The following is a 25072-nucleotide window of genomic DNA, read 5'->3' as shown; positions in this document are numbered from 1 at the left end:
AGGTGCATCAGCTGGTCAGGGCGGTGAACTCGGCCAGCACCTCGGACGCCGTCACCGGGTCCAGCTCGCCGAACGTGCGACCGCCGTGCGGCCTCCAGCCGGGGCCCGACGCGTCGGTCACCCAGATGTCGGTGAGCTTCTGCTCCGGGAACTCGTGCGGGATGCCGACCGCGATGCCGGGGTCCAGGTTCACCACGACCGAACCGCCGTCGGCGAGCGGGCGGGTGATCCAGCACTCGACGCCCGCGTCCTGCGGCTGCCCACGCTCCCAACCGCGCTTGGTCAGGCCCAGCAGGCGGCCCACCGGCACGACCGCCCCCTCGAAGCGCTCCAGCTTCGCCGCGCGCCGCTCGGCCCCGTCCAGCGCGTGCACCGGACGGCCGAGCTGGGGGAACGGCTGGAGGATCTCGTAGTCGGCGAACACCTCGGACCACGCCGCCCGGTCGTCGCCCAGGTGCAGGGGGTGCGCCACACCGACCCGGGCGTCGTCGGGCAGTTCGAACGCGTCGTCCGCGACGTCGGCCAGGGTGCGGTCCTCGGCCACCCGGAACGACGCGCCGCCGTCGGTCACCCACACCAGCCGCCGCACGATGTGCCACAGCAGCGGGTGGCCCGCGAGCAGGGTGCGGAACTCGGCGGCGCTCCACCGGCGGCCCAGCACCATCGCCAGCTCCAGCCGGGCGATCTGGTCGGCGGCGACCGAGCGCACGTCCTTCTTCAGCGCGCCGAACCGCTTGTGCTCGGCGACGGCGCGCTCCGGGTCGTCCTTCGCGCCCGGCTTGGGCAGGTCCTTGCGCCGCTTGCCGTCCTCGTCCAGCACGTACGGCTTGAGCTGCTCGTCGAACCCGACGGTGAACCGGCGCGGCCCGTAGTCGACGACCAGCGTGGCCGCCTCGTCCAGGCCGAAGTCCGGCACGAGCCGGTCGGCCAGCTGCTCCGGGGCCAGGTCCAGCGCCGCCGCCACGGACGCGATCTTCTCCTGCGCGCGCTGCTTGAGACCCTTGAACTTCGCCTTCTGCGCGATGCCGTTCAGCGACACCAGCGCCAGGTCGGTGCCGATCGCGGCCAGCACGTCCAGGCCCGCGACGGCCCGCTGGTGCTGCGCCTCGCCAGGCCACGCCCGGATCAGCGGCGTGAGCACGCGCACCGTCTCGTCGTCGCCGAACAGGCCCTGGGCCGTCATCGCCCACGAGTCCTTCGACGGCATCCCGGCGGCCTGCCACAACCGGAACAGCTCCCGGCCGAACGCGGCCAGCGACGCCGGCTCGCACAGCTCGCGCACCACCTCGAGACCGGGGTACGGCTCGTCCGGCGTGGACAGCGCCAGCATCGTCAGCACGTGGCCGACGGATTCGGCGGGCAGCGCGCGCCCGGTGCCGCGCACCACGACCTGGGGGAGCAGCGCCGGGTCGGCCCAGTCGCCGGGCACAGGCACCTTGGCGGGCAGCGCGGCGAACGGGTCGGCGGTCAGCAGCTGCCCGATCGCCCGCTCCGCCTCCGGCCCGTGCTCGCGCGCCGCCTCGCGCGCCTGGTCGGGCACGAGTCGCAGCACGGCCTCCGCGGCGCGCCGGAGCGGACCGGTCGGCCCCACCGCGGCGGGCAGCAGGAACCGGGCGGCGTGCGCCGGGTGCCGCCGCACCCACGCCACCGCGCCGGCGCGCGCGGACTTCAGCCGCGACGCCCAGTCCGCGACCCGCTCGGCCACCTCGGTCGAGACGAGCGGCCCCAGCAGGGGACCGGCGCTCGCCGGGTGGAACGACGCGATGTGCAGCACGGGGCCGATCGCCCGCTCCCCGAACCGCACCACCAGCGCCTTGGCCAGCTGTTCGGCCTCCCACGACTGGGGCGGTCGCCACGCGTCGACCAGCGGGGTCACCAGCTCCTCCGGCCCGTGGAGGAAGAACCCGGCCTGCGTGTGCCAGGGCAGCGTGCCCTCCTCGAACGCCCGCGCGGCCGACGACCAGCCGCCGGGCATGTCGGGGAGGTGCCGGGGCAGGCCGGCCGCGACCCACGCCTCCCGCTCGCCCGGCGCCCACTCGACCGCGCGGTGCGCGGGCGCGGCGAGCCCGGTGACCACGACGGGCTCCACCGGCGCGCGCTCGACCGTCCACGGCGGACTGACGAGCAGTTCGGGCAGGCCGTCGACCGCGTCGTCGAGCCGGTCGGCGGCGGCGGCGCGCAGCTCCTCCACGGCGGCGCGGCCGACCGGGGACAGCTCGACCTGCTCGGGCAGCCCGGGGTGGCGCTGGAGGTGTGCCTTGAGCAGCAGGCGGGCGGCGGGCCCGGACGCCTCGGACAGCAGCCGCAGCGCGCGCACCGGGAAGCGCCGCGCCATCTCCTGCACGGCGGGCTGCACGCCCTTCTCGGCCACCCTGGCCAGCAGCAGCGCGAACGCCTCGTCCGTGGGCAGCTGGACGAACGCGTCCAGCAGCAGCTTGCGCAGGTCGGACCTCGGGTCGTGGTCGAGCAGCGTGGCCAGCGCGGGCGCCGCGGCGGGACCCACGCCGTCGAGCACCGAGTGCAGCGTGCGGTCCCGGCCCAGGCGCCAGGACGCCCAGTCCTGCTCCACGACCTGCTGGAGCTGCTCCGGTCTGCCGATCGAGTGCAGCAGCCGCAACCAGTCGTGGGCGTGACCGCGGGTGGTGACGTCCTCGCACACGCGGTCGACCCAGTCGCGTCGGTGCGGCACGAGGTAGGCGACGGCGAACCGGGCCACCGGGTCGCCCAGGTACTCCTCCAGCGCCTGCTCCACGTCCTCGACCCGCTCCGCCGCGGCGATCAGCTCCCGCACCCGCGCGCCGACCACGCCGCCCGACACGGAGTCCGGGTACCGGCCGGTGCGCGGCGCCTGGAACCGGAGCACGCGCGGCGTCTCCCGGCGGCCGGCGCTCGTCCAGTGCAACTCCACCCGGCACAGCTCCACCACGGCCCGCGCCGCGAACGGCAGGCCGTGCTCGACCACCCACGCGTCGGCGAACGCCTCCACCACGGGCGCCATCGGGATGCCCTCGCCCACCAGGAGCCGCGCGACCACGCCCGCGCCGAGCGGCGTGGCCGCGCCGGCCAGGTGGGCGAGGGCGGCGTCGACGAGTTCCCGCTCGCTGTCCCGCTCCTCCAGCGCCGCCCGCGACTTGGGCGGCAACGCGGCGAGCGCGTCCCGCACGGTCCCGACCGCCTTCGGCCTCGGCGACGCCCCCCGGCGCACCACGCCGTCGCGCCGCGGGTGCACGCCCGCCCACCACGACCGCGGCAGGACGAACGAGTCCTCGTCCGGCAGCCCGCCGGCGGCCTCGACGGACGACTCCGCGCCGGGCAGCTGCCCGGCCGTGCCCGGCAGCTGCCCGGTGACCTCGCGGTAGCCCTTCTTCTCCTTCTCCCGCACCAGCTTCGCGACGTGCGCCGCCGCGGCGTCCTCGGTGCCGAAGGACTTCTCCTTCGCCTGGCCCCCGGCCCCGAGCCGCCCGTACCGGACGGTCACCGCCGTCCCGTTCCGGCCGACCTCCCAGAACTTGGCGGAGCCGCCCTCGACGAGTTCCCACCTGCGCACGTCACACCCCCTGCTTGATCGAGTCGTGGCGGACACTACGACGGGGGTACGACAATCCCCGTTCCCGCGCACGCGGAATGGTGCCGCGGGCCACGCTGCGGCTTCACTGTGGACGGCTCCCGGCGGCGGCGCGGAGGACGGGGTCGAGTACCGCGGAGCAGGTGACGTGCTGCCCGAGCGGCTGCCGGTGCGCGACCCGACCCGCACCACCGCGACCGGCCGCTGCGCACGCTCGGCGTGCCCGACGACCGCGACGCGCCGACCCCACCCGGAGCCCGCTGGTCGAGACGCGCCGCACGACCGCCGACCGCCGCGCCCTGCCACCGGTCGACCTCCCCGCGACTGCCCGAGGAGCCGGACGCGCACGCGGACACCGGGACGGGCCGGCGCTCGACCCCGCCGGCCTCGACGACCCGCGACCGGCGGGCGTGCGACGACCTCCTCGACCGGGCGGACGTCGTGGTCACCGGCTACCGCCCCGGCGCCCTGGACCGCCACGGCCTGGCGCCCGACGCGCTGCCGGCGAGGCGGCCGGACCTGGTCGTCGCCCGGTCGGCCCGGGGCCACGAGGGGGGTGGCGGCGGCGTGCCGGGCGCGCTGCCCGCGCAGGCGCCCGACCACGACCCCGTCGCCCCACGGCCCGCTGCGGCACGCCGCACCACCCGTGCACCACCCGTGCACCACGCGGGCGCGCCCGCAGGCTGGGAACGCGGGCCGACGCGGTGGGGTCCGGCCGCCCCGACCTGGCGTTGGGGCGACAGCCCGGAATCCGCTGTGGACGTGGTGCCCGCCACCGCGCGGAACGGTGTGTTGATCACGTGCCGACTCCTCCCGCGTGGTGAGCGGACAAACCCCTACTGGAAGTGTTACGACTGAGACACACGTTCGAGGGGTCACCTCATCGGGTACCCCCGGCGCTGACGTGCGCGCGACGTTGGGAGCACCGGTGGAGGACCGCACGATCGCAGGTCGGTACAAGCTGACCGAGCGGATCGGCTCGGGTGGGATGGGCGTGGTGTGGCGCGCGGAGGACGTCCGGCTGCGCCGCGTCGTGGCGGTCAAGGAGCTGCTGGCCCGCACCGGGTTCGACCAGGAGTCGGTGGACCGCGCCGTGCGCGAGGGCCGGATCGCCGCCCGCCTCCAGCACGCCAACGTGATCGCCCTCTACGACGTCGTCGAGCACGACGGGCACCCGTGGCTGGTCATGGAGTACCTGCCGTCGCGCAGCCTGGCCACCGTGATGAGCGAGCGCGGCAAGCTGCCGGCCGAGGAGGTCGCGCGGATCGGCGCGCAGCTCGCGTCCGGCCTGGCCGCCGCGCACGCCGCCGGCGTCGTGCACCGCGACGTGAAGCCCGGCAACGTGCTGGTCACCGAGTTCGGCACGGTCAAGGTGACCGACTTCGGCACGTCGCGCGCGGCCGACGAGGTGACCGTGACCGCGTCCGGGATGCTGGTCGGCACACCCGCCTACCTGTCGCCGGAGGTGGCCCGCGGCGGGAAGGGCGAGTTCCCCGCCGACGTGTTCGCGCTCGGCGCGACCCTGTACGCCGCGGTGGAGGGCGAACCGCCGTTCGGCCTGGACGGCAACACCATCGCCCTGCTGCACCGGGTCGCCGACGGCCGGTTCCCGCCGCCGGCGAACGCCGGTCCGCTGGCCCCGGTGCTGATGCGCCTGCTCGACTCGGACCCGGCCACCCGGCCGACCATGGCCGAGACCGCGCGGATGCTCCAGGAGGTGAGGTTCGACGGCGCCCCGGTACCGGTTCCGGCGAAGGCCCCGGCGGCGACCGCGATCATGACGAGCCTGCCGGACCCCGAACCGACACCCGAACCCGAGCCGTCGTCCCCCGCGCCGGCGGCGCGGACCACGCCCCCGCCCCGCCCCGCCGCCCCGCCGCAGACCGCCCCGCCGCCCCCCGCGTCGCGCCCGAACCCGCCACCGGCGGACCCCGCGCCCCGATCCGGGGACGAGGACCGCGGCGGCAACCGCAAGGCGCTGCTCGGGCTCGCGGGCGTGCTGCTGGTCGTGGCCGTGGCCGGGCTGCTGGTGTGGCTGCTCAACCGGGACGGGGAGGAGTCGCCGGCCGCGCAGCCGGGCACCACGACCACACCCGCCACCCAGGACGACCGGCCGCCCGCCGACCAGCCGCAGGGCACCACCGAGGAGCAGCGGGAACCGACCGCGACGACGACCACGACCACCCAGGCGGAGGCGACGACCACCACCTCCGACGCGCCCGCGCCCACCCCCGCCACGCCCGACCAGGCGATCAGCGACTACTACGGCCAGATGCCCGGCAACCTCCAGGGCCTGTTCGCCCGCCTGAGCGACAACTTCAAGGCGTCCCGGGGCCTGACCTACGCCGGCTACGAGGACTTCTGGAACGACTTCTCCGAGGTCGAGGCGAGCAACGTGCAGGTGACCGGCCCGAACACGGTGGCCGCGACCATCACCTACACGCGGCCCGGCGGCGGCCGGGAGCAGGAGAACCACGTCTACACGCTGGTGCAGGCCAACGGCCAGTGGCTGATCGACAGCCAGTCGCCGTGACCGGCGCGGCGACCGCGCCGCCCGCGCCGAGGTGATCGGGGGTCGGCGGAGGTCCGCTACGCGCGGACGTCCTGAGCGGTCGGGAGCGTCGCCCGCCACACGTCGATCACCAGGACCGGCCGCATGCCGGCCGACTCGTACAGGCCCTGCGCGGGCGTCGGGTTGTTCGAGTCGACGTGCAGGAGCGTGCCCCCGAGGCCCGCCGCCGCGTGCCGGTGGAACGCGTGCCGCAGCAGGTGCCCGGCCACGCCGCGCCCCCGTGCCGCCGGCACCACGCCCAGGTGGCCGACGTACCCGGAACCCTCGTCGCGGAACTGGTCGGTGCACTCCAGGAACCCGGCGGGCGCGCCGTCCAGCTCGGCGAGCCACACCTCCCCCCAGTCGGAGGTCGACTTCCCCTCCAGCTTCTCGTGCCACGCCTCGTAGGTCGTCGGCGTGAACCCGAACTGCCCGGCGAACGAGGCGTTCCACACCGCGTGCACGGCGCGCCGCACGTCCTCGTCCAGCGCCTGCCGCAGCACCAGCCCGGCGACCGGCGCGGGCGGCGGCACGTCGCCGGCGTGGTCGACCCGCATCCGCCGGAACGTGGTGGCGTGCGCGAACCCCAGGGCGGTCACGGTGGCGCGCAGCGCCTCGTCGTCCCGGTGGACGCCCTGGTCGACGCGCACCTCGGCGTGCCCGGCCTCCCGGCCGACCTCCCGCGCCCGGTCGAGCGCCCGCGCGAACAGCCAGTCGACGACCGCCGGGTCCGCCGACACCACGTCCACGTCGACCTCGCCGCCGTCGCGCGCGTCGGCGGTGCCGTAGCCGACCGGCGCGCCCGCGGCGTCGAACACCAGCCACGCGTCGCGCTCGGGCCGGCGACCGGGCCTGCCCAGCTCGTCGCGGACATCGGCGAGCGTGCAGTCGGCGAACCCCGCCACGGCCGTCGTGTACGCCCTGACCAGGGTGAGGACCGCCTCCGCGTCGTCGATCGTCGCCGGCCGGGAGACGAGGCCGGCGGGAAGGGTGTCGGTGACCACGGCGGCATCGTGCGCCGCGGTCACCGCCGGTGTCGACCGGTTAATCGTCCGGCCACCGCCAGCCCACGCAGAACGTGCCGGGGCCGAAGCCCAGCGCCACGGCGTGCGTGTAGCCGTCCGGCGTCACCGGCATCCGCCGGTGGTGCTCGGGGTCCGAGTGCTCGGGCGTCATCGTGTAGTGGTGGCACGACACCGGCAGCTCGGCCGGGTCGAACCGCACCTCCACCACGTAGTCGTGGATCGGCGCGCGGAACTTGCGGCAGTAGGTGTCGTCACCGCGCGGGTACGGCGGGCCGACCATGTCCGTGCCGTGCTCGACGACGATCGTCTCGCCGCGCGCCAGCGGCCGGTCGAACAGCAGTTCCGCCGCGACCACGCCGGTCCGCTCGTCCCGCGCGACCCGGCCCAGCCGGCACGACCGCAGCGGCACGATCGACGGCGCCGGGCCGTTCTCCGTGGTGTCCTGGACGGTGAGCCAGCGGTCCACGCCGTCCCGGTTGGCGCGCAGCACCTGGCGGGTGCGCACGGTGCGCAGGCCCCGGTCCGCCGCGACCTCCACCTGCACGTGCAGCGAGATGCGGGTCAGCGCCTCGTCGGTGTCGGTGTCGACGCGCGACAGCAGCGGCCCCAGCCGCGCCCGCGCCGGCCACATCTCCTCCAGCGACGGCCCGTGGAACGGACGCTTGGTCCGCCCACGGGCCCGGGGCGCGCCGAGCAGCGCGGTCAGCGACCCCGGCGGCACGTCCAGCACCTCCTCCAGGTGCCGCACGGCCACCAGCGACCCGCGGCGCTCCGGCCTGCGGCGACCCGACTGCCAGTAGCTCAGCGCGGCCACGCTGATCGTGGTGCCGCGGTGGCGCAGCCGCTCCTGGATGCGGTCCAGGCCCAGGCCGCGGGCGGTGATCGCGGCCCGCAGCGCGGTCGCGAACGGGTCCTCCCGCACGACGTCGTCCCGGATGTCCATCGAACCTCCTCCGTCGCCGGACCACCGGCTGACGCTACGCGGTGACCGCGTCCGCCGGAAGCGTCCGGATGCGGGGCCGCGAACGTTCCCCCGTGCTTCGTGGACGACGGCCGGCTTAAGGTCACCGGATGATCGAGGACGCCCGTTCCCGCTGGTCGCCGGTGCTGCTCGCGGTGCTCGCCGCGGTGGCCGCGCTGGCCGTGCTGGCGTTCCGCCCGCCCGCGCCCGTCGCCGACGCCCCGGCGGACGCGTTCGCCGCCGGCCGGGCCGAGGAGCACCTGCGGGAGATCGCGCAGCGACCCCACCCGATCGGTTCGGCGGACAACGAACGGGTCCGCGACCACCTCGTGCGCACGGCCCGCGACCTGGGCGCCGAGGTGACCGTGGAGTCCGACGACGTGGTCCACCGGTGGCGGGACGTGGAGCGCGTGGCGACCGCGCACAACGTGGTGGCGCGGGTGCGCGGCTCCGACCCGGCGCTGAGCGGCGGCAAGGCGTTGCTGCTGGTCGCGCACCACGACTCGGTGCCGACCGGTCCCGGCGCGGCCGACGACGGCGCGGCGGTCGCGGCGATGCTGGAGACCCTGCGGGCGCTGACGACCTCCGGCGTGCGCAACGACGTGGTGTTCCTGTTCACCGACGGCGAGGAGGCGGGGACGCTCGGCGCGGAGGCGTTCGTGCGGCGCCACGGCGTCGGGGAGTACGGCGCGGTGCTCAACTGGGAGGCGCGGGGCAGCGGCGGCCCGGTGTGGATGTTCCAGACCGGGCCCGGCAACGGCCCGCTGGTGGACGCGTTCGCCGGGGCGTCGAGCAGGCCGATCGCGAACTCGCTGGCCTACGAGGTGTACCGGCGGATGCCGAACTACAGCGACTTCTCGGTGTTCCTGGACGCGGGCGCACGAGGGCTGAACAGCGCGTTCATCGAACACGTGCACGACTACCACTCGCCCTACGACGACCTGGAGCGGCTGGACCGGGGCAGCCTCCAGCACCACGGCGAGACGATGGTCGGCCTGGTGCGGGCGCTGGGCGACCGCGACCTGCGGACCGTGGACGGCTCGTCGGCGGTGTACTTCGACCTGTTCTCCCGCGTGCTGGTGCACTACCCGGTGTGGTTCGCGGTGGTGCTCGCCCTGCTGACCGCGCTGGGCCTGGGCGTGGTGCTGTTCGTCCGCAGGGGACGGTCGGCGTGGCGGCGGGTGCTGTTCGCGGCGGCGGTGTCGGCCGGCGCGGTCGTGGTGGCGGGCGGCGCGGCGTTCGGGGTGTGGGCGCTGGTCGCCGCAGTGCGACCGGAGCTGGGCTTCCTCGCGCTGTCCGAGCCGTACGAGCGGGGCTGGTTCGTCGCCGGGTTCCTGCTCCTCGGCCTGACCGCCCTGCTGGCGGCGGTGCGCCCGCTGCGGCGCTGCACGCGGACCGAGGCGCTCGCCGGGGCGCTCGTCCTGACCGCCGTGCTGCTGGTCGCGTCGGCGCTGCTCGTGCCGGGGGCGAGCTTCCTGTTCCAGTGGCCGCTGCTGCTGGGCCTGCCCGCGCTGTGGTCCCCGCGGCTGTTCGTGCTGCCGCCGCTGGCCGCCGCGGTGGTCCACCCGCCCCTGGTGGGCACCCTCCTGGTGGCCCTGGGCATGCCGCTGGCCGCCGCCGGCGTGGTGTTCGCGCTGCTGGCGGGCGTCCTCCTGTTCCCGCTGCTGATCGACCTGCCCCGGCTCTCGGCGCCGGTGGCGGCGGCGCTCGCGGTGGCCCTGGTGGCGGTCGGCGTCGTGCGCGTCGACTTCACCGAGGCCGAGCAGCGCCCGAACTCGCTGATCTACCTCCAGGACGACGAGACGGGGGAGTCGTCGTGGCTCTCCGCCGACCCGCGACCCGACGAGTGGACGTCGAGGGTCCTCGGTGACGACCCCGAGCGCGTGACGCTGACCGACGAGTACCCGATGCTCACCACCGGGCTGATGCGCGCCGACGCCCCCGACCTGGACCTGCCGGCCCCCACCGCCGAGGTGCTCGGCAGCACGACGGGCGAGCGGCGCACCGTCACGTTCCGGGTCACCCCGACCCCGTCCGCGTGGCGCACCCAGGTCACCCTCCCGGCGGGCGACTGCCGCGCCGGCGACCTGGACCTGGGCGCCCGCGTCCTGGAGCTGTACGGCTCCGCACCGCGCGACCTCGTCTGCGAGCTCGACCCGGGCGCACCCCTCACGGTCGTCCTGGCCGACCACTCGACCGGCCTCCCGCCCCGGGCCGCGGTCCTGGTCGGGCCGCGTCCCGGCGACACCATGCCGGTCCAGTCCGGCAACCGGGCGTTCGACGCGGCCCTGGTGCGGGCGGTGTTCCGGCTGTAGGCACGCGTCCGCGCCACGTAACCTGGGTGGCATGCGGACGCGGCCGACCCTGAGCTGGACGTCCACCGGTGCGCCGCTGCCGCGCACCACGAGCCTGGAAGACGTCGTGCGGGTCGTCGGCGCGGGCCGCGTGCTGGTGCTCAGCGGCGCGGGGCTGTCGACCGAGTCCGGCATCCCCGACTACCGGGGCGCCGGCGGCAGCCTGCGCAAGCACACCCCGATGACCTACGACGAGTTCACCGGCAGCGTCGAGGGCAGGCGCCGCTACTGGGCGCGCAGCCACCTCGGGTGGCGCACCATCGCCCGCGCCGCGCCCAACGCCGGTCACCGCGCCGTGGCGCGGCTGGTGGCCCGGGGGCACCTGTCGGGCGTCATCACGCAGAACGTCGACGGCCTGCACCAGGCGGCCGGCACGCCCGACGTGGTCGAACTGCACGGCGGCCTCGACCGGGTCGTCTGCCTGTCGTGCCGGCGCACGAGCCCCCGCGAGGAGCTGGACCGCAGGCTGCGCGCCGCCAACCCGGCGTTCGGCGGCGCCGCCACCGGGGTCAACCCCGACGGCGACGTGGACCTCCCGGACGACCAGGTGCGCGGGTTCCGGCCGGTGGACTGCGCCGACTGCGGCGGCGTGCTCAAGCCCGACGTGGTGTTCTTCGGCGAGAACGTGCCCCGCGCGCGCGTCGACGAGTGCTACCGGCGGGTGGACGACGCCGACGCCCTGCTCGTGCTGGGGTCCTCGCTGACCGTCATGTCCGGCCTGCGGTTCGTCCGGCGGGCGGCGGGCGACGGGAAGCCGGTGCTGATCGTCAACCGGGGCGAGACCAGGGGCGACGCCTGCGCGACCACCCGCGTCGACCTGCCCCTGGGTCCCGCCCTCACCTCGCTGGTCGAGCGCCTGGGGGCCTAAGCCCGCCGCAGCCGGAGCACGTTGTCGCGGCGCGTGCCGTGCTGGTCGCCGTGCGAGACCTCCCGCTCGACGGCCTCGTCCACCTCGACCACCCACCCGTCACCGAGGTCGAGGGCGGTCAGCACCTCGGCGTTGGTGGGGAAGTGGTGCTCGAACGGCGGCTCGGTGATGAACGACGGCCAGCCCGCGTGCCCGACGACCAGCAGCACGCCGCCCGGCGCGACGGCCGCCGCCGCGCGGGCCAGGATGCCGTCGCGCTCGCCCTCCGCCGCCCACTGCGAGTGCAGGAACTGCGCCGACACCAGGTCGAACTCCCCGTCCGGGAACGACCGCGACAGGTCGTGCCGCTGCCAGTCCACCAGGTCCGCCACGCCGGCCTCGGCCGCCGCCGCCCCGGCGCGGGCCAGGGCCACCCCCGACACGTCGACCCCCGTCACCCGCCACCCCCGCGAGGCGAGCCACAGGGCGTCGCCGCCCTCGCCGCACCCGAGGTCCAGCGCTGTGCCGGGGTCGAGGTGGCCGACCTCGCGCACCAGCAGCTCGTTCGGCTTGCCCGTCCACGCCCGCCCGGTCTCCTGTCCGCGTTCGCGGTAGAGGTCATCCCAGTTCTGCTCCGCCGTCGTCATACCGCCATCGTGCGAGAGCACTCGGCAGGGTGACAACAAAAGTTGCCGGTTCGGCAACACGGCCCAGCGATCTCGTTGCGTAGTCAGGGTTATCCCTCGATCGAGTAACGCCCTATCGCTCGAACGAGACGCCGGTCGTCCGGCTCTACGCTGCCCCACCGTCGCCGGGATCACGCCCGCGCACGGTGCAGGGAAGAGTCGCGTGACTGGTTACCTCGAACTCGCCGCGTCCGCGGTGATGTACGCGCTGGGCATCGTCGCCCAGTCCGTCGCCTCCCGCCGCGCCGACGACACGACGAGCGGGCTCGGGCTGCTGGCCCGGCTCCTGCGCGACCGCCTGTACCTGCTCGGCTTCGGCGGTCAGGTGGCCGGGTTCGCGCTCGCGTTCCTCGCCCGCGCCGAGCTGCCGCTGTACCTCGTGCAGGCCGGGTCGTCGTGCGCGGTCGGGCTGGCCACCGCCTTCGGCGTCCTCGCGCTCGGCTGGCGCGTGCGGTCCGTCGAGGTCGCCGTGCTCGTCGTGATGGCCGCCGGGCTCGTGCTGCTGGTCGCCGCGGCCACCCCGTCGACCGCGCACGACGTGCCGACCGGCCCCGGGCTGCTGCTGTTCGGGCTGCCCGTCCTCGCGCTGGTCCTGGTGCAGCGGTGGGTGGCGGGCGTCGTTCCGCTCGCCGCGCTGGCCGGCCTCGCGTTCGCCGTCGTGGCGATCACCAGCCGCACGATCGCCGACGGGCCCCTGCCCGCCCTCGTGTTCCACCCGCTGGCCTGGCTGACCCTGTTCGCGGCCCTGGTCGGCCAGTCCTACCTCGTCCTCGCCCTGCGCCGCGGCCCGGCGACCCCCACCGCCGCCACCATGGACGCCACCACCGTCGTGATCACCTCCGTCGTCGGCATCGCCGCGCTCGGCGACCGCATCACGCCCGGCCGCGAGTGGTGGGTCGCGGTGGGCGTCGCGCTCGTCGTGTCCGGCGTCCTGCTGCTCGGCTCCGCCGACCGGGTCGCCCGCACACCCGCGCGGGCGGCGGCATGAGCACCGCCAGCGTCTCGCTCGACCTGGACAACCTCTGGGCCTACCTCAAGACGCACGGCGACCCGGCGTGGGAGGGCCGCCCGAGCTTCCTGCCCACCGCCGTGCCCCGCCTGCTGGAGGTCTTCGGCGAGCACGGCCTGACCACGACCGTGTTCGTGGTCGGCGCGGACGCCGAGCGCGAGGACGGCGCGCGCGCCGTGGCCGACATCGCGGCGGCCGGGCACGAGGTCGCCAACCACTCGTACGGCCACGAGCCGTGGCTGCACCGCTACTCCCGCGTCGAGCTGGAGGCCGAGCTGGTCCGCACCGAGGACGCGATCACCGCCGCCGGCGCGCCGCGCCCCACCGGGTTCCGCGGCCCCGGCTACAGCGTCACCCCCACCCTGCTCGGGCTCCTCGCCGAGCGCGGCTACCACTACGACGCCAGCACCCTGCCCACCTGGATCGGACCGCTGGCCCGCGCCTACCACAACCGCACCGCGCCCGACGGCGGCGCGGACGACCTGTTCGGCGGCTTCGGCCGGGTCCGCGCGCCCAACACCGCCTACCGCTGGCGCGTCGGCCCCGGCCTGGTCGAGCTGCCGGTCACCACGATGCCGCTGCTGCGCGTGCCGATCCACGGCTCGTACCTGCTCCAGCTGCACCAGGTCTCGCCCCGCTTGGCCCGCGGGTACTTCCGGACCGCGCTGCGGCTGTGCCGGGCGCGCGGGGTGCAGCCCTCGCTGCTGCTGCACCCCACGGACGTGCTGGGCGCGGCCGAGGCCCCCGGCATGGGGTTCTTCCCCGGCATGGCGGTGCCCGGCGCGCGCAAGGTCGCGTTCCTCGGCTGGGTGCTCGGCGCGCTGCGGGCGCACTTCGACGTCGTGGGCACCGGCGAGCACGTCCGCCGCCTGGGCGCCGGCCTGCGCGACCGCGACGTGGACCTGCCGGTGCGCCCGGCATGACCCCGCCGGACCTGAGCGGGTTGCTGCGCTTCTCCGCGTGCGCGACGGTCTTCGCCGCGCCGCTGGAGGGCTACCTGCTCCAGGTGCACGGCCAGCTCGCCAAGGTGGTGCCCGCGCTGCTCGTGACGACCTGGGCGGTGGTGCGCGCGCGACAGCGCCGGGCGCCCGAACCCCACCCGGTGCACGCCGTGCTCGGCCTGTTCGCGGTGGTGCTCCTCGCGTCCTCGGCGCTGCACGCGGGAGGTGCGTACACGCTGGAGTACGCGCTGCGCTGGCTGCCGTTCCTGCTGGTCACGGTCGTGCTGATCGACGTGGTCGCGCGGGAGTTGCCGATCCGGGCCGTCCTCGCCGCCGCGGTGGCCGGCGCGGTCGTCGCGGCCGGCGGCGCGCTGCACAGCATCGTGGTGCTCGGCGAGACCCGCGCCACCGGGCCGCTGGAGGACCCGAACGACCTCGCCTACTTCCTGGTCGCCGCCCTGCCGCTGCTCGTCGCCCTGCGCGCGCCGGGACGCGCCCGCACCGCCGCGCTGGCCGTCGCCGCCACCACGCTCGCGGCCGGTGCGGCGGCGACGTTCTCGCGCGGCGGGGGACTGGCGCTCACCGCCGCCGTCGCGTGGCTGCTCGCCCGGCGGGCGCTGCCGCTCAAGGCCCTCGCGGTCGCGGCCGGCGCGCTGGTCGCGGTCGGCGCGGTCGCGGTGCTGCTCTTCGGGCCCGAGCTGGACCGGGCCCTCCGGGAGAAGACCCACGTCGCGGGCACCAACGTCGACACCCGCGAGCTGCGCTGGCAGGCCGCCGCCCGGATGCTCGCCGAACACCCCGGCCTCGGCGTCGGCCCCGGCGGGTTCCGCGCCGGCTACCCGGCGGCCTCGCGCAACGCCGAGATCGACGAGCAGTCCCCGGTCGCGCACAACATGTACCTGGAGGTCGCGGCCGAACTGGGCCTGCCCGGGTTCGCCCTGTTCGCCGCGCTCCTCGCGCTGACCGCCGTCACGGGCGAGCGCGTCCTGCGCGCCACCGCCGACCCGCTGCCGGTCGTCGCCGTCCAGGCGTCCCTGATCGCGGTCGTGGTCGCCTCGACCTTCCTGTCCCAGCAGTACTACCTGCCGTTGTGGTCGCTGGTGGCGGTCGTCGCCGCGGCCCACCTGCGTCTGAGGAGAACGAGCGACGTTGCGTGTGCTCCACGTGATCAGTGAGATGGGGACCGGGGGCGCCGAAGCCCTGGTCGCCGGGATGGCCCGCGCCGGCGGGGAGTTCGGCTGGCACTCGGCCGTGGCCAGCGGCGGCGGGCACCGGGCGGAGGCGCTGCGCGCGCTCGGCGTGCCCACGTTCACCGTGCCGGTGGCCCGGCGCAAGGCGACCGGCGTGCTGCGCGCCACCACCGCGGCCAAGGCCGCCGTCCGCAGCTTCCGACCCGAGGTGGTGCTGGCGCACAACGTGTCGGCGAGCCTCGTCGCCCGGCTCGCCGTGCTGCCGCGCAGGGTGCCGCTGCTGACCGTGTTCCACGGCGTCGCCGACGCCGACTACGAGGGCGCGGCCCGCATCCTGCGCCGCACCTCGCGCACGGTGGTCGCGGTCGCCGACGCCACCGCCGAACGGCTGCGCGCCGCGGGCGTCACCGACCCGGTGGTCATCCCGAACGCGGTGTTCCCGCAGCGCGAGCGGGTCGACCGCGACGCGGTCCGCGCGGTGCACGGCGTCGGCCCGGACGTGCCGGTCGCGTTGTGCCCGGCCCGGCTCGTCCCGCAGAAGCGGCACGACGTACTGCTGGAGGCGTGGGCGCGACTGGGCGGCGACGCCGTGCTGTGGCTCGCCGGCGACGGCCCGCTGCGGCCCGACCTGGCGCACCTCGCCGCCGACCTCGGCGTCGCGGACCGGGTGGCGTTCCTCGGCAACCGCTGCGACGTGCCCGACCTGCTCGCCGCCGCCGACCTCACCGTCCTCACCAGCGACTGGGAGGGCATGCCGGTCGCGGTGCTGGAATCGCTCACGGCGGGCCGCCCGGTGGTGGCGACCGACGTCGACGGCGTGCGCCAGGCACTCGCCGGCGGCGGCGGTGTCGTCGTGCCCCGCCGCGACCCGGCCGCCACGGCGGAGGCGCTGCGCTCGCTGCTGTTCGACGAGCGGGCCCGGTCGGCGCTCGGCCAGGCGGGCCGCGCGTCGGTGCGCCGCGCCCACGACCCGGCCCTGCTCATGCGGTCCTACGACGAACTGCTGCGCACCGCGGTCGGCGGGGAGCGCGCGTGAAGCGGCAACCGGTGAAACGGCACCTGGTCACGAGCCTCGGGGCGGCGCTGCTGGTCGCCGCCGCCGTGCTGCTGGCCGTCGAGGTGCGCGGCGAGGAGTACGAGAGCCGCGTCGGGCTGCTCGCCGGACCCGCGGCGGCCGAACCGGGCACGGCCGGGTTCGGCGAGGTGGTCGCGCTGTCGCTGCCCGCGCTGGTGGAGCTGGCGCGCAGCCCGTCCGTGCTGAGCGCGACCGCCGACGAGCTGGGCACCACCACGGAGGAGTTGGCGGGCCGGGTGTCGGTCGAGCTGGTGCCCACCTCGGGCCTGGCCCGCCTGTCCGTGCGCGCGCCGACCGCCGAGCAGGCCGCGCTGGCCGCCGGGCGGATCGCGCGGGCCGTGGTGGACGTCGACCTGCTCGCCCCGGCCGCCCGGCTGCGGCTGCTCGACCGACCGGAGACCACCCGCGTGGCCCCGGACCGGACGCTGGCGTCCGGGCTCGCCCTGGTCGCCGCCGTCGTCGCGGGCCTCGGCACGTGGGCCGCCCGGCACCTGCGCCGCACGCGCCCCCGCGACCAGGTCCGGGCCGCGCTGGCCTCGGGGGGCGTGCGGCACCCGGTGACCGTGCTGGACGACGACGACCCCGACCTGGTGGAGCGGCTGACCGTGCTGTGCGCGGCGTCCGCGCGGCCCGCCCGCGTCGTCGCCGTCGTGCCGGACCTGACCGACCGGGCCGAGGAGCTGGCCGCCGCCCTGCCCGACAAGACCTCCGAGCCCGCCGACGGCGACGCGGTCGTCGCGGTCGTGCCGGGCGGCGGTCGGCAGGAGGAGCTGGCCGCCGTGGTCGGGTCGCTGCCCGCCGGCGCCACCGTCGTCGCGGTGGTGCTGTCGTGACGACGGTGGCGCACGCCCGGCGCACCCGGTTGCTCGCGGCGGCGGTCGCGCTGGTCGGCGCGCTCGCCGCGTGGCGGGCGCTGCTGCCCGCGTGGCGGGTGCCGACGCCGACCCGGGCGAACCTGCCCGAGGAGCGGATGCAGGACTTCCGCGACGCGCTGTACTTCCCGATCCGCGAGTTCCTCGACGGCGGCAACCCGTACCACCCGGCGGTGATGTTCGCGCACTGGCCGGTGCGGCAGAACTTCAACCTCTACCAGCCGTACCACCTGCTGCTGCACGCCCCGTTCGCGTTGCCCGGCTACCGGGTGGGCGCGGTGGCGTTCGCCCTGGCGTCCCTGGTGCTGCTGCTGGCGCTGGCCGTCCTCGCGGCGGGCCGGCTGCGCCCGCACGTGCCGCTCGCCCTGGGCACGGCGGTGGTCGCGGCCCTGCTGCTGCTCAGCCAGGTCGGCAAGGCGCAGCTGTACGTGGGTCAGGTCAACCCGCTGATCGCGGTCGGCGCGGCCGGCGCGCTGCTGGCCCGCGACCGGCACCCGCGCTGGGCGGCGGCGGCGCTCGCGCTGGCGTGGCTCAAGCCCCAGTTCGGCCTGCCGCTGGCACTGCTGCTGTTCGCGCGCGGGTCGCGCCGGGTGGCGCTGACCGGCACGGCCGTCGCGGCGGTGGCGTCCCTGGTGGTGCTGGCACCCCTGGTGGTGCGCGACGGCGTCGGGTCCTTCCTGGACGCCGTCGCGGCGAACCTGGAGCACGCCGGCGCCACCGCGTACGGCGCGGTGGACTCGATGACGGCGCAACGCGTGGACGTCGCCGCCGTGGTCCACCGCGTCACCGGGTGGCTGCCGCCGGGCGCGGAGGGCCTGGTGCTGGTCGGCGTGCTCGTGGTGAGCGCGGTGTCGGCGCGGCGCCTCGACCGCGCGGGGGCGGTCGAGGTCGCGGACCTGCTCACCTGCCTGGCCGTGGTGGTCTGCGCGGTGCACCAGCCCGGTGACGTGCTGATCGCCGTGCCGTCGGCGGCGGCGGTCGCCGCCCTGTGGTGGCGCGGGCGGGACCGGTGGCTCGGGTGGGCGCTGCTCGCGGTCGCGGTGCCGTTCGCGCACCTGCACTTCGTGAGCACGGCGGCCCGGGACGTCCTCGGTCCGCGCGTGGACGTGACGGTCGACGGCGTGGCGCTGGTCGCCGCCTGGGTCCTGGTCGTGGTCGCCGCACGGTCCGCGCGGACGTGACCGGGCACGTCGCCGTGCGCGGCTCGCTGTGGCTGTTCCTGGTCAACCTGCTCGGCAAGGGCAGCCAGATGGCCGTGACGCTCGTGCTCGCCGCGTTCCTCACCTCCGAGGGGCTCGGCCTGGTGGCGCTCGCGGTGGCCCTGGTGAACATCGGCCAGGTCGTGCAGTCCATGGGCGTGTACGACGTGGTGAGCCGCACCGGGCTCGACCCGCGACGGGTGGCCGGCACGCTGCTGGTGCTCAGCGCGGGCACCGGGCTGGTGCTCGCGGTGGGCCTGGTGCTGGCGGCCGACGCCGTCGCCGACGTGCTGGACGCCCCGGTCGCGACGCTGGTGCGGCCGGCCGCGCTGAGCCTGCCGTTCTCGGCCGTGGCGGGTGTGCAGATGGGGCTGCTGCACCGCGAGCTGGACTTCCGGCGGCGGCTGCTGCCCGACGCCGGCTCGGCCGTGCTCGGCGCGGCCGTCACGATCGCGCTCGCCGCGGCCGGGGCGGGGCCGCACTCGCTGGTCGTCGGCCTGCTGTGCACGGCGGTCGCGCAACCGGTGCTGGGCGTCGTCGTCGGCGTGCGGGTGCGCCCGCTGTGGGACGCCGCCGCCGCGCGGGAGGCGCTGGCCTGGATCGCGGTCGTGGGTCCCGGCGCGCTGGTGGCCGTGCTGCTGATCAACCTGGACTACCTGGCCGTCGCCCGCGTGCTGGGCGCGGAGGCGGTCGGCGTGTACTCGCTGGCGTACCGGATCGCCTGGGTGCCCTACATCCTGGTCGCGGTGGTCCTCGGCGGCGTCCTGCTGCCGCTGTGCGCGCGGTACCTGCGCGAGGGGCGTGACCTGTCCGAAGTGGTCGGTCGGTTCACACTGGCCGTGCTGGTGCTCACCGGCGGGCTGTACGCGGTGACCGCCGTGCTGGCCGACCGGGTCGTGGTGTTCGGCGACCGCTGGGCGGGCGCGGCGCTCCCGCTGGCCCTGCTGTGCCTCTACGGCCTGGGCATCGGTCTGCTGCACGTCTGGTACCAGGTGCTCAAGGCTGCCGGCCACGCCCGCCGCTACCTGGCGCTGGAGGTGACGCACCTCGGCGTGCTCGTCACCGGGCTGGCGCTGTTCACCCGGTACGGCGTCGTCGCGGTGGCCCTCGTGCAGGCGGTGTCGGCGTGGGCGCTGGTGCCGGTGACGTGGCGCGCCCTGGCCCGGCGCGGCCTGGCCCCGCCGATCCGGTCGGTGCTGCGCGGCGCGGCCGGGGTGCTCGCGGCGGCCGGCTGCTGCGCGGTGGTCGCGCACGCCGCCGGTGACGTGTTCGGACCGCCCGGGTCGGTGCCCGGCGCGCTCGTGGAGGGGGTGTTGCTGGTGGCGGTGTGCGGCGCGGTCGTGGTGCTGACGAACAGGGAGGTGCTGCGGCGGTGAGGGTCGTGCACGTGAGCCAACCCGTGACGGCCGGCGTCGCCGCGGTGGTGCTGGAGCTGGCGGTGGCGCAGTGCTCGGCGGGGTGGGCGGTGGCGGTGGTGTGCCCGCCGGGGCCGCTCGCCGACCGAGCCCGGGCAGCGGGGGTCGACGTGCGCGAGTGGCGTGCCGTCCGCGGTCCCGGGCCGTCCGCGGTCGCGGAGTGGGTGCGGTTGCGGGCGCTGCTGCGCCGCCTCGACCCGGACGTCGTGCACCTGCACAGCTCCAAGGCGGGCCTGGTGGGGCGGCTCGTGCTGCGCGGGCGGCGGCCGACGCTGTTCCAGCCGCACCTGTGGTCGTTCCAGACCGCCACCGGGCTCGTCGGGCGGCTGTCGCTGGCCTGGGAGCGGTGGGCGGCGCGCTGGACGCACCAGCTGGTGTGCGTGAGCGACGACGAGCTGCGCACCGGGCGGGACGCGGGGGTCGGCGGGCCGGCCGAGGTCGTGTGCAACGGCGTCGACACCGAGCGGCTGCACCCGGCCGACCGCAGGGCCGCGCGGCTGCGGCTGGGGCTGCCCGAGGCGCCCACGGCGGTGTGCGTCGGCAGGCTCGCACCGCTGAAGGGGCAGGACCAGCTGCTCGCGGCGTGGCCCGCCGTGCGCGCGGCCGTGCCCGGCGCGCGGCTCGTGCTCGTGGGCGACGGGCCGATGGGGCGGCGGTGGCGCTCCGGGTGCGCCGACCCGTCCGTGCGGTGGTGGGGGCACGCCGACGCGGTGGCCGACTTCTACGCGGCGGCGGACGTCGTCGTGGTGCCGTCACGGGCCGAGGGGATGGCGCTGGTGCCGCTGGAGGCGATGGCGTGCGGCCGGTCCGTGGTCGCGTTCGACGTGAGCGGGGTGCGGCAGGGCGTCGGCGACGCGGGCGCGGTGCTGCCCGCCGGGGACGTCCCCGCGCTGGCCGCCGCCGTCGCGCGCCGGTTGGCGGACCCGGCCCTCGCCCGCCGCGAGGGCGTGCGGGGGCGGCGGCGGGTCGAGCTGCTGTTCGACCGGCGGCAGGTGGCGGAGCAGGTGGCGACGGTGGTGGAGAAGATCGCGCCGGGAGGTGGCCGGTGAGGCCGTTGCGGGTCGCGTACGTGCTCACCCAGGACAGCGGCGGGCCGGTCGACGTGACCGTGCGGCTGGCCCGGGCGCTGCTGGACTCCGGCGAGGCGGAGGTGCGGGTGTTCGGGCCGGTGCCCCGGCGCGGCGCCGAGGTGCTGCACGGGCACCACGAGCCGGTCGAGGTCGCGGCGAAGGGCGACCTGCGGGCCGGGCGGCGTGCGCGGGCGGTGGTGGCGGCGTGGCGGCCCGACGTGGTGCACGCGCAGGACCGGCGGGCCGGGCTCGTCGGCGCCGGGCTGCGGCTGAGCCACCGGGTGGTGCAGACCTACCACGGCGTGCCCGACGACGTGGGCGAGGAGTGGTTCCGGGGCGTGCCCGGGGCGGTCGCGCCGTCGGCGTACACGCGGACCGTGCTGGCGGCGGACGCGCTCGTCGCGCGGGCCGTGCACCGGACCGTCGTGCCCGCACCGGCGATGGGCCGCTTCCTGAGCTCCCGGCTGCGCGTGCCGGGGGTGCGGTTGGCGCACATCGACAACTGCGTGGAGCCGGCGCACGTGCACCCGCCGGCGGGGCCGGTGCGGCGGCTGGTGTTCGTCGGGTTGCTGGTGGAGCGCAAGGGGTTGACCACGCTGCTGGACGCCCTGGCGCTGCCCGGCGTGATGCCCGCCGACGCCACGCTGACCGTGGTCGGCGACGGCCCGCAGCGCGCCCTGGCCGAGCGGTCTGCGCGGGCGCTGGGCGACCGCGTCCGGTTCCTGGGCTTCCGCCCGGACGTGCCGGAGCTGCTGCGGCACCACGACGCCCTGGTGCTGCCGTCCACGATGGAACAGCAGCCGCTGGTGGTGGCCGAGGCGATGGCGGCGGGCAAGCCGGTGGTGGCCACCGACACGGGCGGGGTGGCCGACATGCTGGGCGGCGCGGGCCACCTGGCCGTGCCGGGGGACGTGGCCGACCTGGCCGCCCGCCTGCGCGCGGTGTTCGCCGACCGCGACCCGGCCCGCACCGGCCGCCTGCTGGCCGAGCGGGCGGGGGAGCGCTTCACCCCGCGCGCCTGCGCCCGCCGCCACCTGGACCTCTACCGGTCGCTGACCGGGCGGCCGACGACCTGATACCTCGCCGCAGGCGGTGGTGCTCCCGGCACCACCGGGGCCGGTGGCGTGGCGGTGGTCGTCGGGCCGGCCGGCGTGGTGGGTTCCGGCGCGGCGGGTTCGGACGCGGTGGGGTCCGGTGTGGTGGGTTCCGGCGTGGTCGGCGTGGTGGTCGGTCGCTGGGTGGTCGTCCCGGGTGTGGTGATGGCGGTCGTGGTCGGGGTGAACGTGGTCGGCGTGGGCGTCGTGGCCGGAGCGGACGTGTCCTGCCCCGAGGGCTTGACCAGCACCACCGCGTCACCGGCCGCCAGTTCGATCGTGCTCGGCACCGGCCGGTCCGTGTCCACGTTCAGGTATCCCTCCGGCGGGTTGACCTCGGCGGTCGTGGCGGTCGGGTTGACGGCCACGTACCCGCCCGTGAACCGGCGGTCCCAGGCCCCGTTGAGCAGGCGGTTCGCGGTCTCCGTCGCCTCGCCCAGCGGGACCTCCTGGTACGGCGACCAGTCCGGGTGGCGGTAGTCCGCCGTGGACGCCCCGTTCCAGCACGTGTGCGGGCTCGCGAGCAGCGCCGCCGTGGCGTAGCCGACCCGCTCCTCGCGCGCGCCCTTCACGTGCGTGACCAGCAGCAGCCACGACTCGCCGAGAGCGGCCTGGGCGCGCAGCTCCTTGAACTCGTTGCCCTTGAACGTGAGCAGCTCGCCGGTGCCGCTGTCGCGCAGCCCGAAGTTCTCCTCCATCGCCCCGTCGTACCGGGAGTGCGCCGACCACCGACCGGCCGTCAGGTGCGACTCGGACACGTTCGGGATGAGCATCTTCCCGGCCTTGTGCAGCGCCTCGCCCGCCGTCGACAGGAACGCGTCGAGGCCCTCGCGGATCACCCGGTCGGTCTCGACGGCGGTCGTGGTGCCCTTCAGCAGGGCGGTCGAGTAGTACCTCAGCGAGGCGAAGTCGTTGTCCGCCAGCACGCCGTCCCACCCCTCGCGCACCACCTCGGCGGTGACGGCGTCCGTCCACGCCTTCTGGTAGGCCGGGTCCCACACCGTCATCTGCCAGTGCTTCGGGTAGCCGTTCCACTCGATGCGCGCGTCGGTGGTGTCGACCGCGAACCAGTGCGGTTGGTCGCGCTGGGTCTTCACGTACCCGAGCCCGCTGGGCAGCAACGGCGCGTCGACGTCGCCGATCACCGCGCCGGGGTAGTTGCGGGTGCTGGACAAGTCCTTGTAGACCAGCACCTTCACCTTCGGGTTGAGCCTCTTGAGCCGGCGCAGCGCCAGGGTCTCGGTCGCGTTGAGCACCACCAGGTCGTAGTGCAGCGCGGCGAACCTGATCTCCATCGAGGACGGCGGCTCGCCGATGCCGTACCACCAGGCGCACGGCGCGAGCGGTTTCGGCGGCGGCGCCAGCACGTCACCCGGCACCTCGCCGCGCGTGCCGGGTTGGCCCGTGGCGGACCCGAACGTGCAAGCCGCCGAGGTCAGCAGCAGGAGCGCGGAGCACAGCAGGCCCATGATCCGCGAGGTCAGCGATCCCTTCGGCACAACAGCTCACCCACCGTCTGCAACAGGATTTTGACGTCCAGCCACAACGACCAGTTGGCTATGTAGTAGTTGTCGTAGCGCGACCTGTCGACAATAGAGGTGTCCCCCCTCAAACCGTGCACCTGCGCGAGCCCGGTCAATCCCGTGGGAACGCGGTGACGGGCCCAGTATAGCTCGTGGATCGCGGAGAACTCGCGCACGAAACCCGGCCTCTCGGGGCGTGGTCCGACGATGGACATGTCGCCCCGGATGATGTTCCACAGTTGTGGCAGTTCGTCCAGGGAACTGCGACGCAGGAATCGTCCGACTGGTCCGACCCGGCGGTCTCCGACAACCGACCAGGTGACTTGGGAATCGTCGTTGCCGTTCATCCTCACGCTGCGCAGCTTGTAAAGCACGAACGGGTGGTCATCCATGCCGACGCGGACCTGGCGGAAGATCACCGGCCGCCCGCTCTCCAGCAGCACCGCGAGCGCGCACGCCGCGATGACCGGCGACAGCACGACCAGCGCCACCGCCGCCAGCAGCACGTCCATCGTGCGCTTGACCCACCAGGTGGGCCTGCTGGTCGGCGCGGTGCCCAGGCGCATCAGCGGGTAGCTGCGCAGCCGCTCGATGTCGGGCCCGTCCTGGTGGAGCTCGAACATCCGGGGCACGACGAGCGTGGTGCAGCCGAGCCGGTGCGCGGCGATGGCGGAGTCGACCACGTACGACTCGCGGGTCCGGGAGAACGCGAGGACCACGGTGCCCACCCCGAGCCGGGTGATCGCGTCGGCGAGGTCCTCGTCGAGCAGTGCCACGGGCAGCGCGGCCCGGTCGAGCACGGGTTCGGGGTCGATGAACCCGACCGGGCGCAGGCCGAACTCGGGATGCGCCAGCATCGAGCCGACCAGGTCCACGCCGACCTTGTCCGTGCCCACCACGATGGTCCGGTCGCACCGGTCGAACCGCCGCCGGGCCCAGCGGCCGAAGGCGAACACCGCCAGCCGGGCCGGTTCGCTCAGCGCGGCGAACGCGAGCACCGACCACTGCGCGGCCCGGGTGTCGGCCGGCGGTGCGCCCGCGACCAGGTCGAGGCACGTGACCAGGGCGAACGCCAGCGCCGTCGCCCCCGCCGAGCGCGGCAGGTCGTGGAACCAGGACAGCCACAGCCGCCGCCGGTACAGCCTGCACGCGCCGCGCGCGCCCAGCAGCGCCACGGCCACCAGCGCGGTCGCCCGCCACCCCGGCGGTTGCCGGGCGCACACCAGCGCCACGACGCCCGCGTCGACCGCGACCAGCAGCACGGCCACCGCGTTCACCCGTCGGAGCGCGTCCCGCCACGACACCTCGCGGGGCCTCGGGTGCCGCCACCGCGACACCGGCGGCGAGGTGGTCGCCGAGCCCACGCCGTTCACCTCGGACCGCCCTTGCCGCGCCCCGAGGGCGTCCCGTCCACGCCACACCACATCGGACGACGTCCTCTCCACCATGAAGTCGATAATTGTCACCCGTCCGAGAACGTCCGAACGGGGAATTCTGCTTACTCGGTGCATATTCGGTGCTGACTGTCGGGGTTAATTCACTCTTTCGGTCAACGCTGTTCCCCTTACTGGTGATCATCGCGGGTGTGTAACCCGTTAAATTCGCCCTGCTGTGCCACCGTGGGGACTCGGGGTGGGTGAATCCCGCCGGCGTGCGCAGGCGAATAATTCTGGCCCGCCATCCGTGATCCAGTGA

The 25072-nt window shown here is 75.8% G+C and carries 19 protein-coding genes; 13 read left to right on the top strand and 6 right to left on the bottom strand.

Going from position 1 to position 25072, the window contains the following annotated elements:
* Positions 1–7 precede the first annotated feature (7 nt).
* The gene (locus CKY47_RS08740) at positions 8–3547 is read right to left on the bottom strand and encodes a WGR and DUF4132 domain-containing protein (protein ID WP_306745167.1); all 3540 of its coding nucleotides are present in this window, start codon (positions 3545–3547) and stop codon (positions 8–10) included.
* A gap of 237 nt (positions 3548–3784) precedes the next feature.
* Between CKY47_RS08740 and CKY47_RS08735 the strand changes: the two genes are divergently transcribed.
* Positions 3785–4423 (top strand): CoA transferase, encoded by a 639-nt coding sequence (locus CKY47_RS08735; RefSeq protein ID WP_306745166.1) that lies wholly within the window; start codon positions 3785–3787, stop codon positions 4421–4423.
* A gap of 70 nt (positions 4424–4493) precedes the next feature.
* A complete protein-coding gene (locus CKY47_RS08730; protein ID WP_306745165.1) occupies positions 4494–6098 on the top strand; it encodes a serine/threonine-protein kinase in 1605 nt (534 codons plus the stop codon).
* Positions 6099–6154: 56 nt separating this feature from the next.
* Here CKY47_RS08730 and CKY47_RS08725 read toward each other — a convergent pair whose 3' ends face one another.
* Both CKY47_RS08725 and CKY47_RS08720 read right to left on the bottom strand, forming a co-directional pair.
* Positions 6155–7120, bottom strand: coding sequence for a GNAT family N-acetyltransferase (locus CKY47_RS08725; RefSeq protein ID WP_306745164.1), 966 nt, complete (start codon positions 7118–7120; stop codon positions 6155–6157).
* A 40-nt stretch (positions 7121–7160) separates the two neighbouring features.
* Positions 7161–8084 (bottom strand): hypothetical protein, encoded by a 924-nt coding sequence (locus CKY47_RS08720; RefSeq protein WP_306745163.1) that lies wholly within the window; start codon positions 8082–8084, stop codon positions 7161–7163.
* Between the two features lie 128 nt (positions 8085–8212).
* Between CKY47_RS08720 and CKY47_RS08715 the strand changes: the two genes are divergently transcribed.
* Positions 8213–10417 carry a M20/M25/M40 family metallo-hydrolase gene (locus tag CKY47_RS08715; protein ID WP_306745162.1) on the top strand — a complete coding sequence of 735 codons (2205 nt, stop codon included), beginning with the start codon at positions 8213–8215 and terminating at the stop codon, positions 10415–10417.
* 31 nt (positions 10418–10448) lie between these two features.
* Positions 10449–11324 (top strand): NAD-dependent protein deacetylase, encoded by an 876-nt coding sequence (locus CKY47_RS08710; protein WP_306745161.1) that lies wholly within the window; start codon positions 10449–10451, stop codon positions 11322–11324.
* Here CKY47_RS08710 and CKY47_RS08705 read toward each other — a convergent pair.
* A complete protein-coding gene (locus CKY47_RS08705) occupies positions 11321–11950 on the bottom strand; it encodes a class I SAM-dependent methyltransferase (protein WP_306745160.1) in 630 nt (209 codons plus the stop codon). The two genes, CKY47_RS08710 and CKY47_RS08705, sit on opposite strands and share 4 nt — an antisense overlap.
* A gap of 202 nt (positions 11951–12152) precedes the next feature.
* On the opposite strand from CKY47_RS08705, the gene CKY47_RS08700 reads away from it, so the two are divergent.
* The 9 genes from CKY47_RS08700 to CKY47_RS08660 are packed head-to-tail and all read left to right on the top strand — an operon-like array spanning position 12153 to position 21836.
* On the top strand, positions 12153–12977 hold the full coding sequence (locus CKY47_RS08700; RefSeq protein ID WP_306745159.1) for a hypothetical protein: 825 nt from the start codon (positions 12153–12155) through the stop codon (positions 12975–12977).
* Positions 12974–13921 carry a polysaccharide deacetylase family protein gene (locus tag CKY47_RS08695; protein WP_306745158.1) on the top strand — a complete coding sequence of 316 codons (948 nt, stop codon included), beginning with the start codon at positions 12974–12976 and terminating at the stop codon, positions 13919–13921. The genes CKY47_RS08700 and CKY47_RS08695 overlap by 4 nt, the downstream gene beginning before the upstream one ends.
* Positions 13918–15114: an O-antigen ligase family protein gene (locus CKY47_RS08690; protein WP_306745157.1), complete on the top strand. Its 1197-nt coding sequence runs from the start codon at positions 13918–13920 to the stop codon at positions 15112–15114. Before CKY47_RS08695 ends, CKY47_RS08690 begins: the two co-directional genes overlap by 4 nt.
* Complete coding sequence (locus tag CKY47_RS08685; RefSeq protein WP_306745156.1) at positions 15104–16165, top strand: glycosyltransferase; 1062 nt, start codon at positions 15104–15106, stop codon at positions 16163–16165. The genes CKY47_RS08690 and CKY47_RS08685 overlap by 11 nt, the downstream gene beginning before the upstream one ends.
* Positions 16162–17037 (top strand): YveK family protein, encoded by an 876-nt coding sequence (locus CKY47_RS08680; RefSeq protein WP_306745155.1) that lies wholly within the window; start codon positions 16162–16164, stop codon positions 17035–17037. Before CKY47_RS08685 ends, CKY47_RS08680 begins: the two co-directional genes overlap by 4 nt.
* Entirely contained in the window at positions 17034–18257 is a 1224-nt protein-coding gene (locus CKY47_RS08675; RefSeq protein WP_306745154.1) for a glycosyltransferase 87 family protein, read from the top strand. The genes CKY47_RS08680 and CKY47_RS08675 overlap by 4 nt, the downstream gene beginning before the upstream one ends.
* On the top strand, positions 18254–19651 hold the full coding sequence (locus tag CKY47_RS08670; RefSeq protein WP_306745153.1) for an oligosaccharide flippase family protein: 1398 nt from the start codon (positions 18254–18256) through the stop codon (positions 19649–19651). The genes CKY47_RS08675 and CKY47_RS08670 overlap by 4 nt, the downstream gene beginning before the upstream one ends.
* Positions 19652–19662: 11 nt before the next feature.
* On the top strand, positions 19663–20739 hold the full coding sequence (locus CKY47_RS08665; RefSeq protein ID WP_306745152.1) for a glycosyltransferase: 1077 nt from the start codon (positions 19663–19665) through the stop codon (positions 20737–20739).
* Positions 20736–21836: a glycosyltransferase family 4 protein gene (locus CKY47_RS08660; RefSeq protein ID WP_306745151.1), complete on the top strand. Its 1101-nt coding sequence runs from the start codon at positions 20736–20738 to the stop codon at positions 21834–21836. The genes CKY47_RS08665 and CKY47_RS08660 overlap by 4 nt, the downstream gene beginning before the upstream one ends.
* Here the strand turns inward: CKY47_RS08660 and CKY47_RS08655 are convergent.
* Both CKY47_RS08655 and CKY47_RS08650 read right to left on the bottom strand, forming a co-directional pair.
* On the bottom strand, positions 21803–23353 hold the full coding sequence (locus tag CKY47_RS08655) for a putative glycoside hydrolase family 15 protein (protein WP_306745150.1): 1551 nt from the start codon (positions 23351–23353) through the stop codon (positions 21803–21805). The genes CKY47_RS08660 and CKY47_RS08655 overlap by 34 nt on opposite strands.
* Positions 23335–24741, bottom strand: coding sequence for a sugar transferase (locus CKY47_RS08650; protein WP_306745149.1), 1407 nt, complete (start codon positions 24739–24741; stop codon positions 23335–23337). Before CKY47_RS08650 ends, CKY47_RS08655 begins: the two co-directional genes overlap by 19 nt.
* Positions 24742–25072: the final 331 nt, after the last annotated feature.

The organism is Saccharothrix longispora, from assembly GCF_030852425.1.
GTDB lineage: Bacteria > Actinomycetota > Actinomycetes > Mycobacteriales > Pseudonocardiaceae > Actinosynnema > Actinosynnema longispora.
Note: the sequence above shows the minus strand (reverse complement) of the source record. Positions and strands in the feature narration are given on the sequence as shown.

Excerpts from the sequence above, each read along its gene's own strand:
- CKY47_RS08720 (WP_306745163.1), bottom strand. The coding sequence starts at position 8,084 with ATGGACATCCGGGACGACGTCGTGCGGGAGGACCCGTTCGCGACCGCG.
- CKY47_RS08715 (WP_306745162.1), top strand. The coding sequence starts at position 8,213 with ATGATCGAGGACGCCCGTTCCCGCTGGTCGCCGGTGCTGCTCGCGGTG.
- CKY47_RS08710 (WP_306745161.1), top strand. The coding sequence starts at position 10,449 with ATGCGGACGCGGCCGACCCTGAGCTGGACGTCCACCGGTGCGCCGCTG.
- CKY47_RS08705 (WP_306745160.1), bottom strand. The coding sequence starts at position 11,950 with ATGACGACGGCGGAGCAGAACTGGGATGACCTCTACCGCGAACGCGGA.
- CKY47_RS08695 (WP_306745158.1), top strand. The coding sequence starts at position 12,974 with ATGAGCACCGCCAGCGTCTCGCTCGACCTGGACAACCTCTGGGCCTAC.
- CKY47_RS08690 (WP_306745157.1), top strand. The coding sequence starts at position 13,918 with ATGACCCCGCCGGACCTGAGCGGGTTGCTGCGCTTCTCCGCGTGCGCG.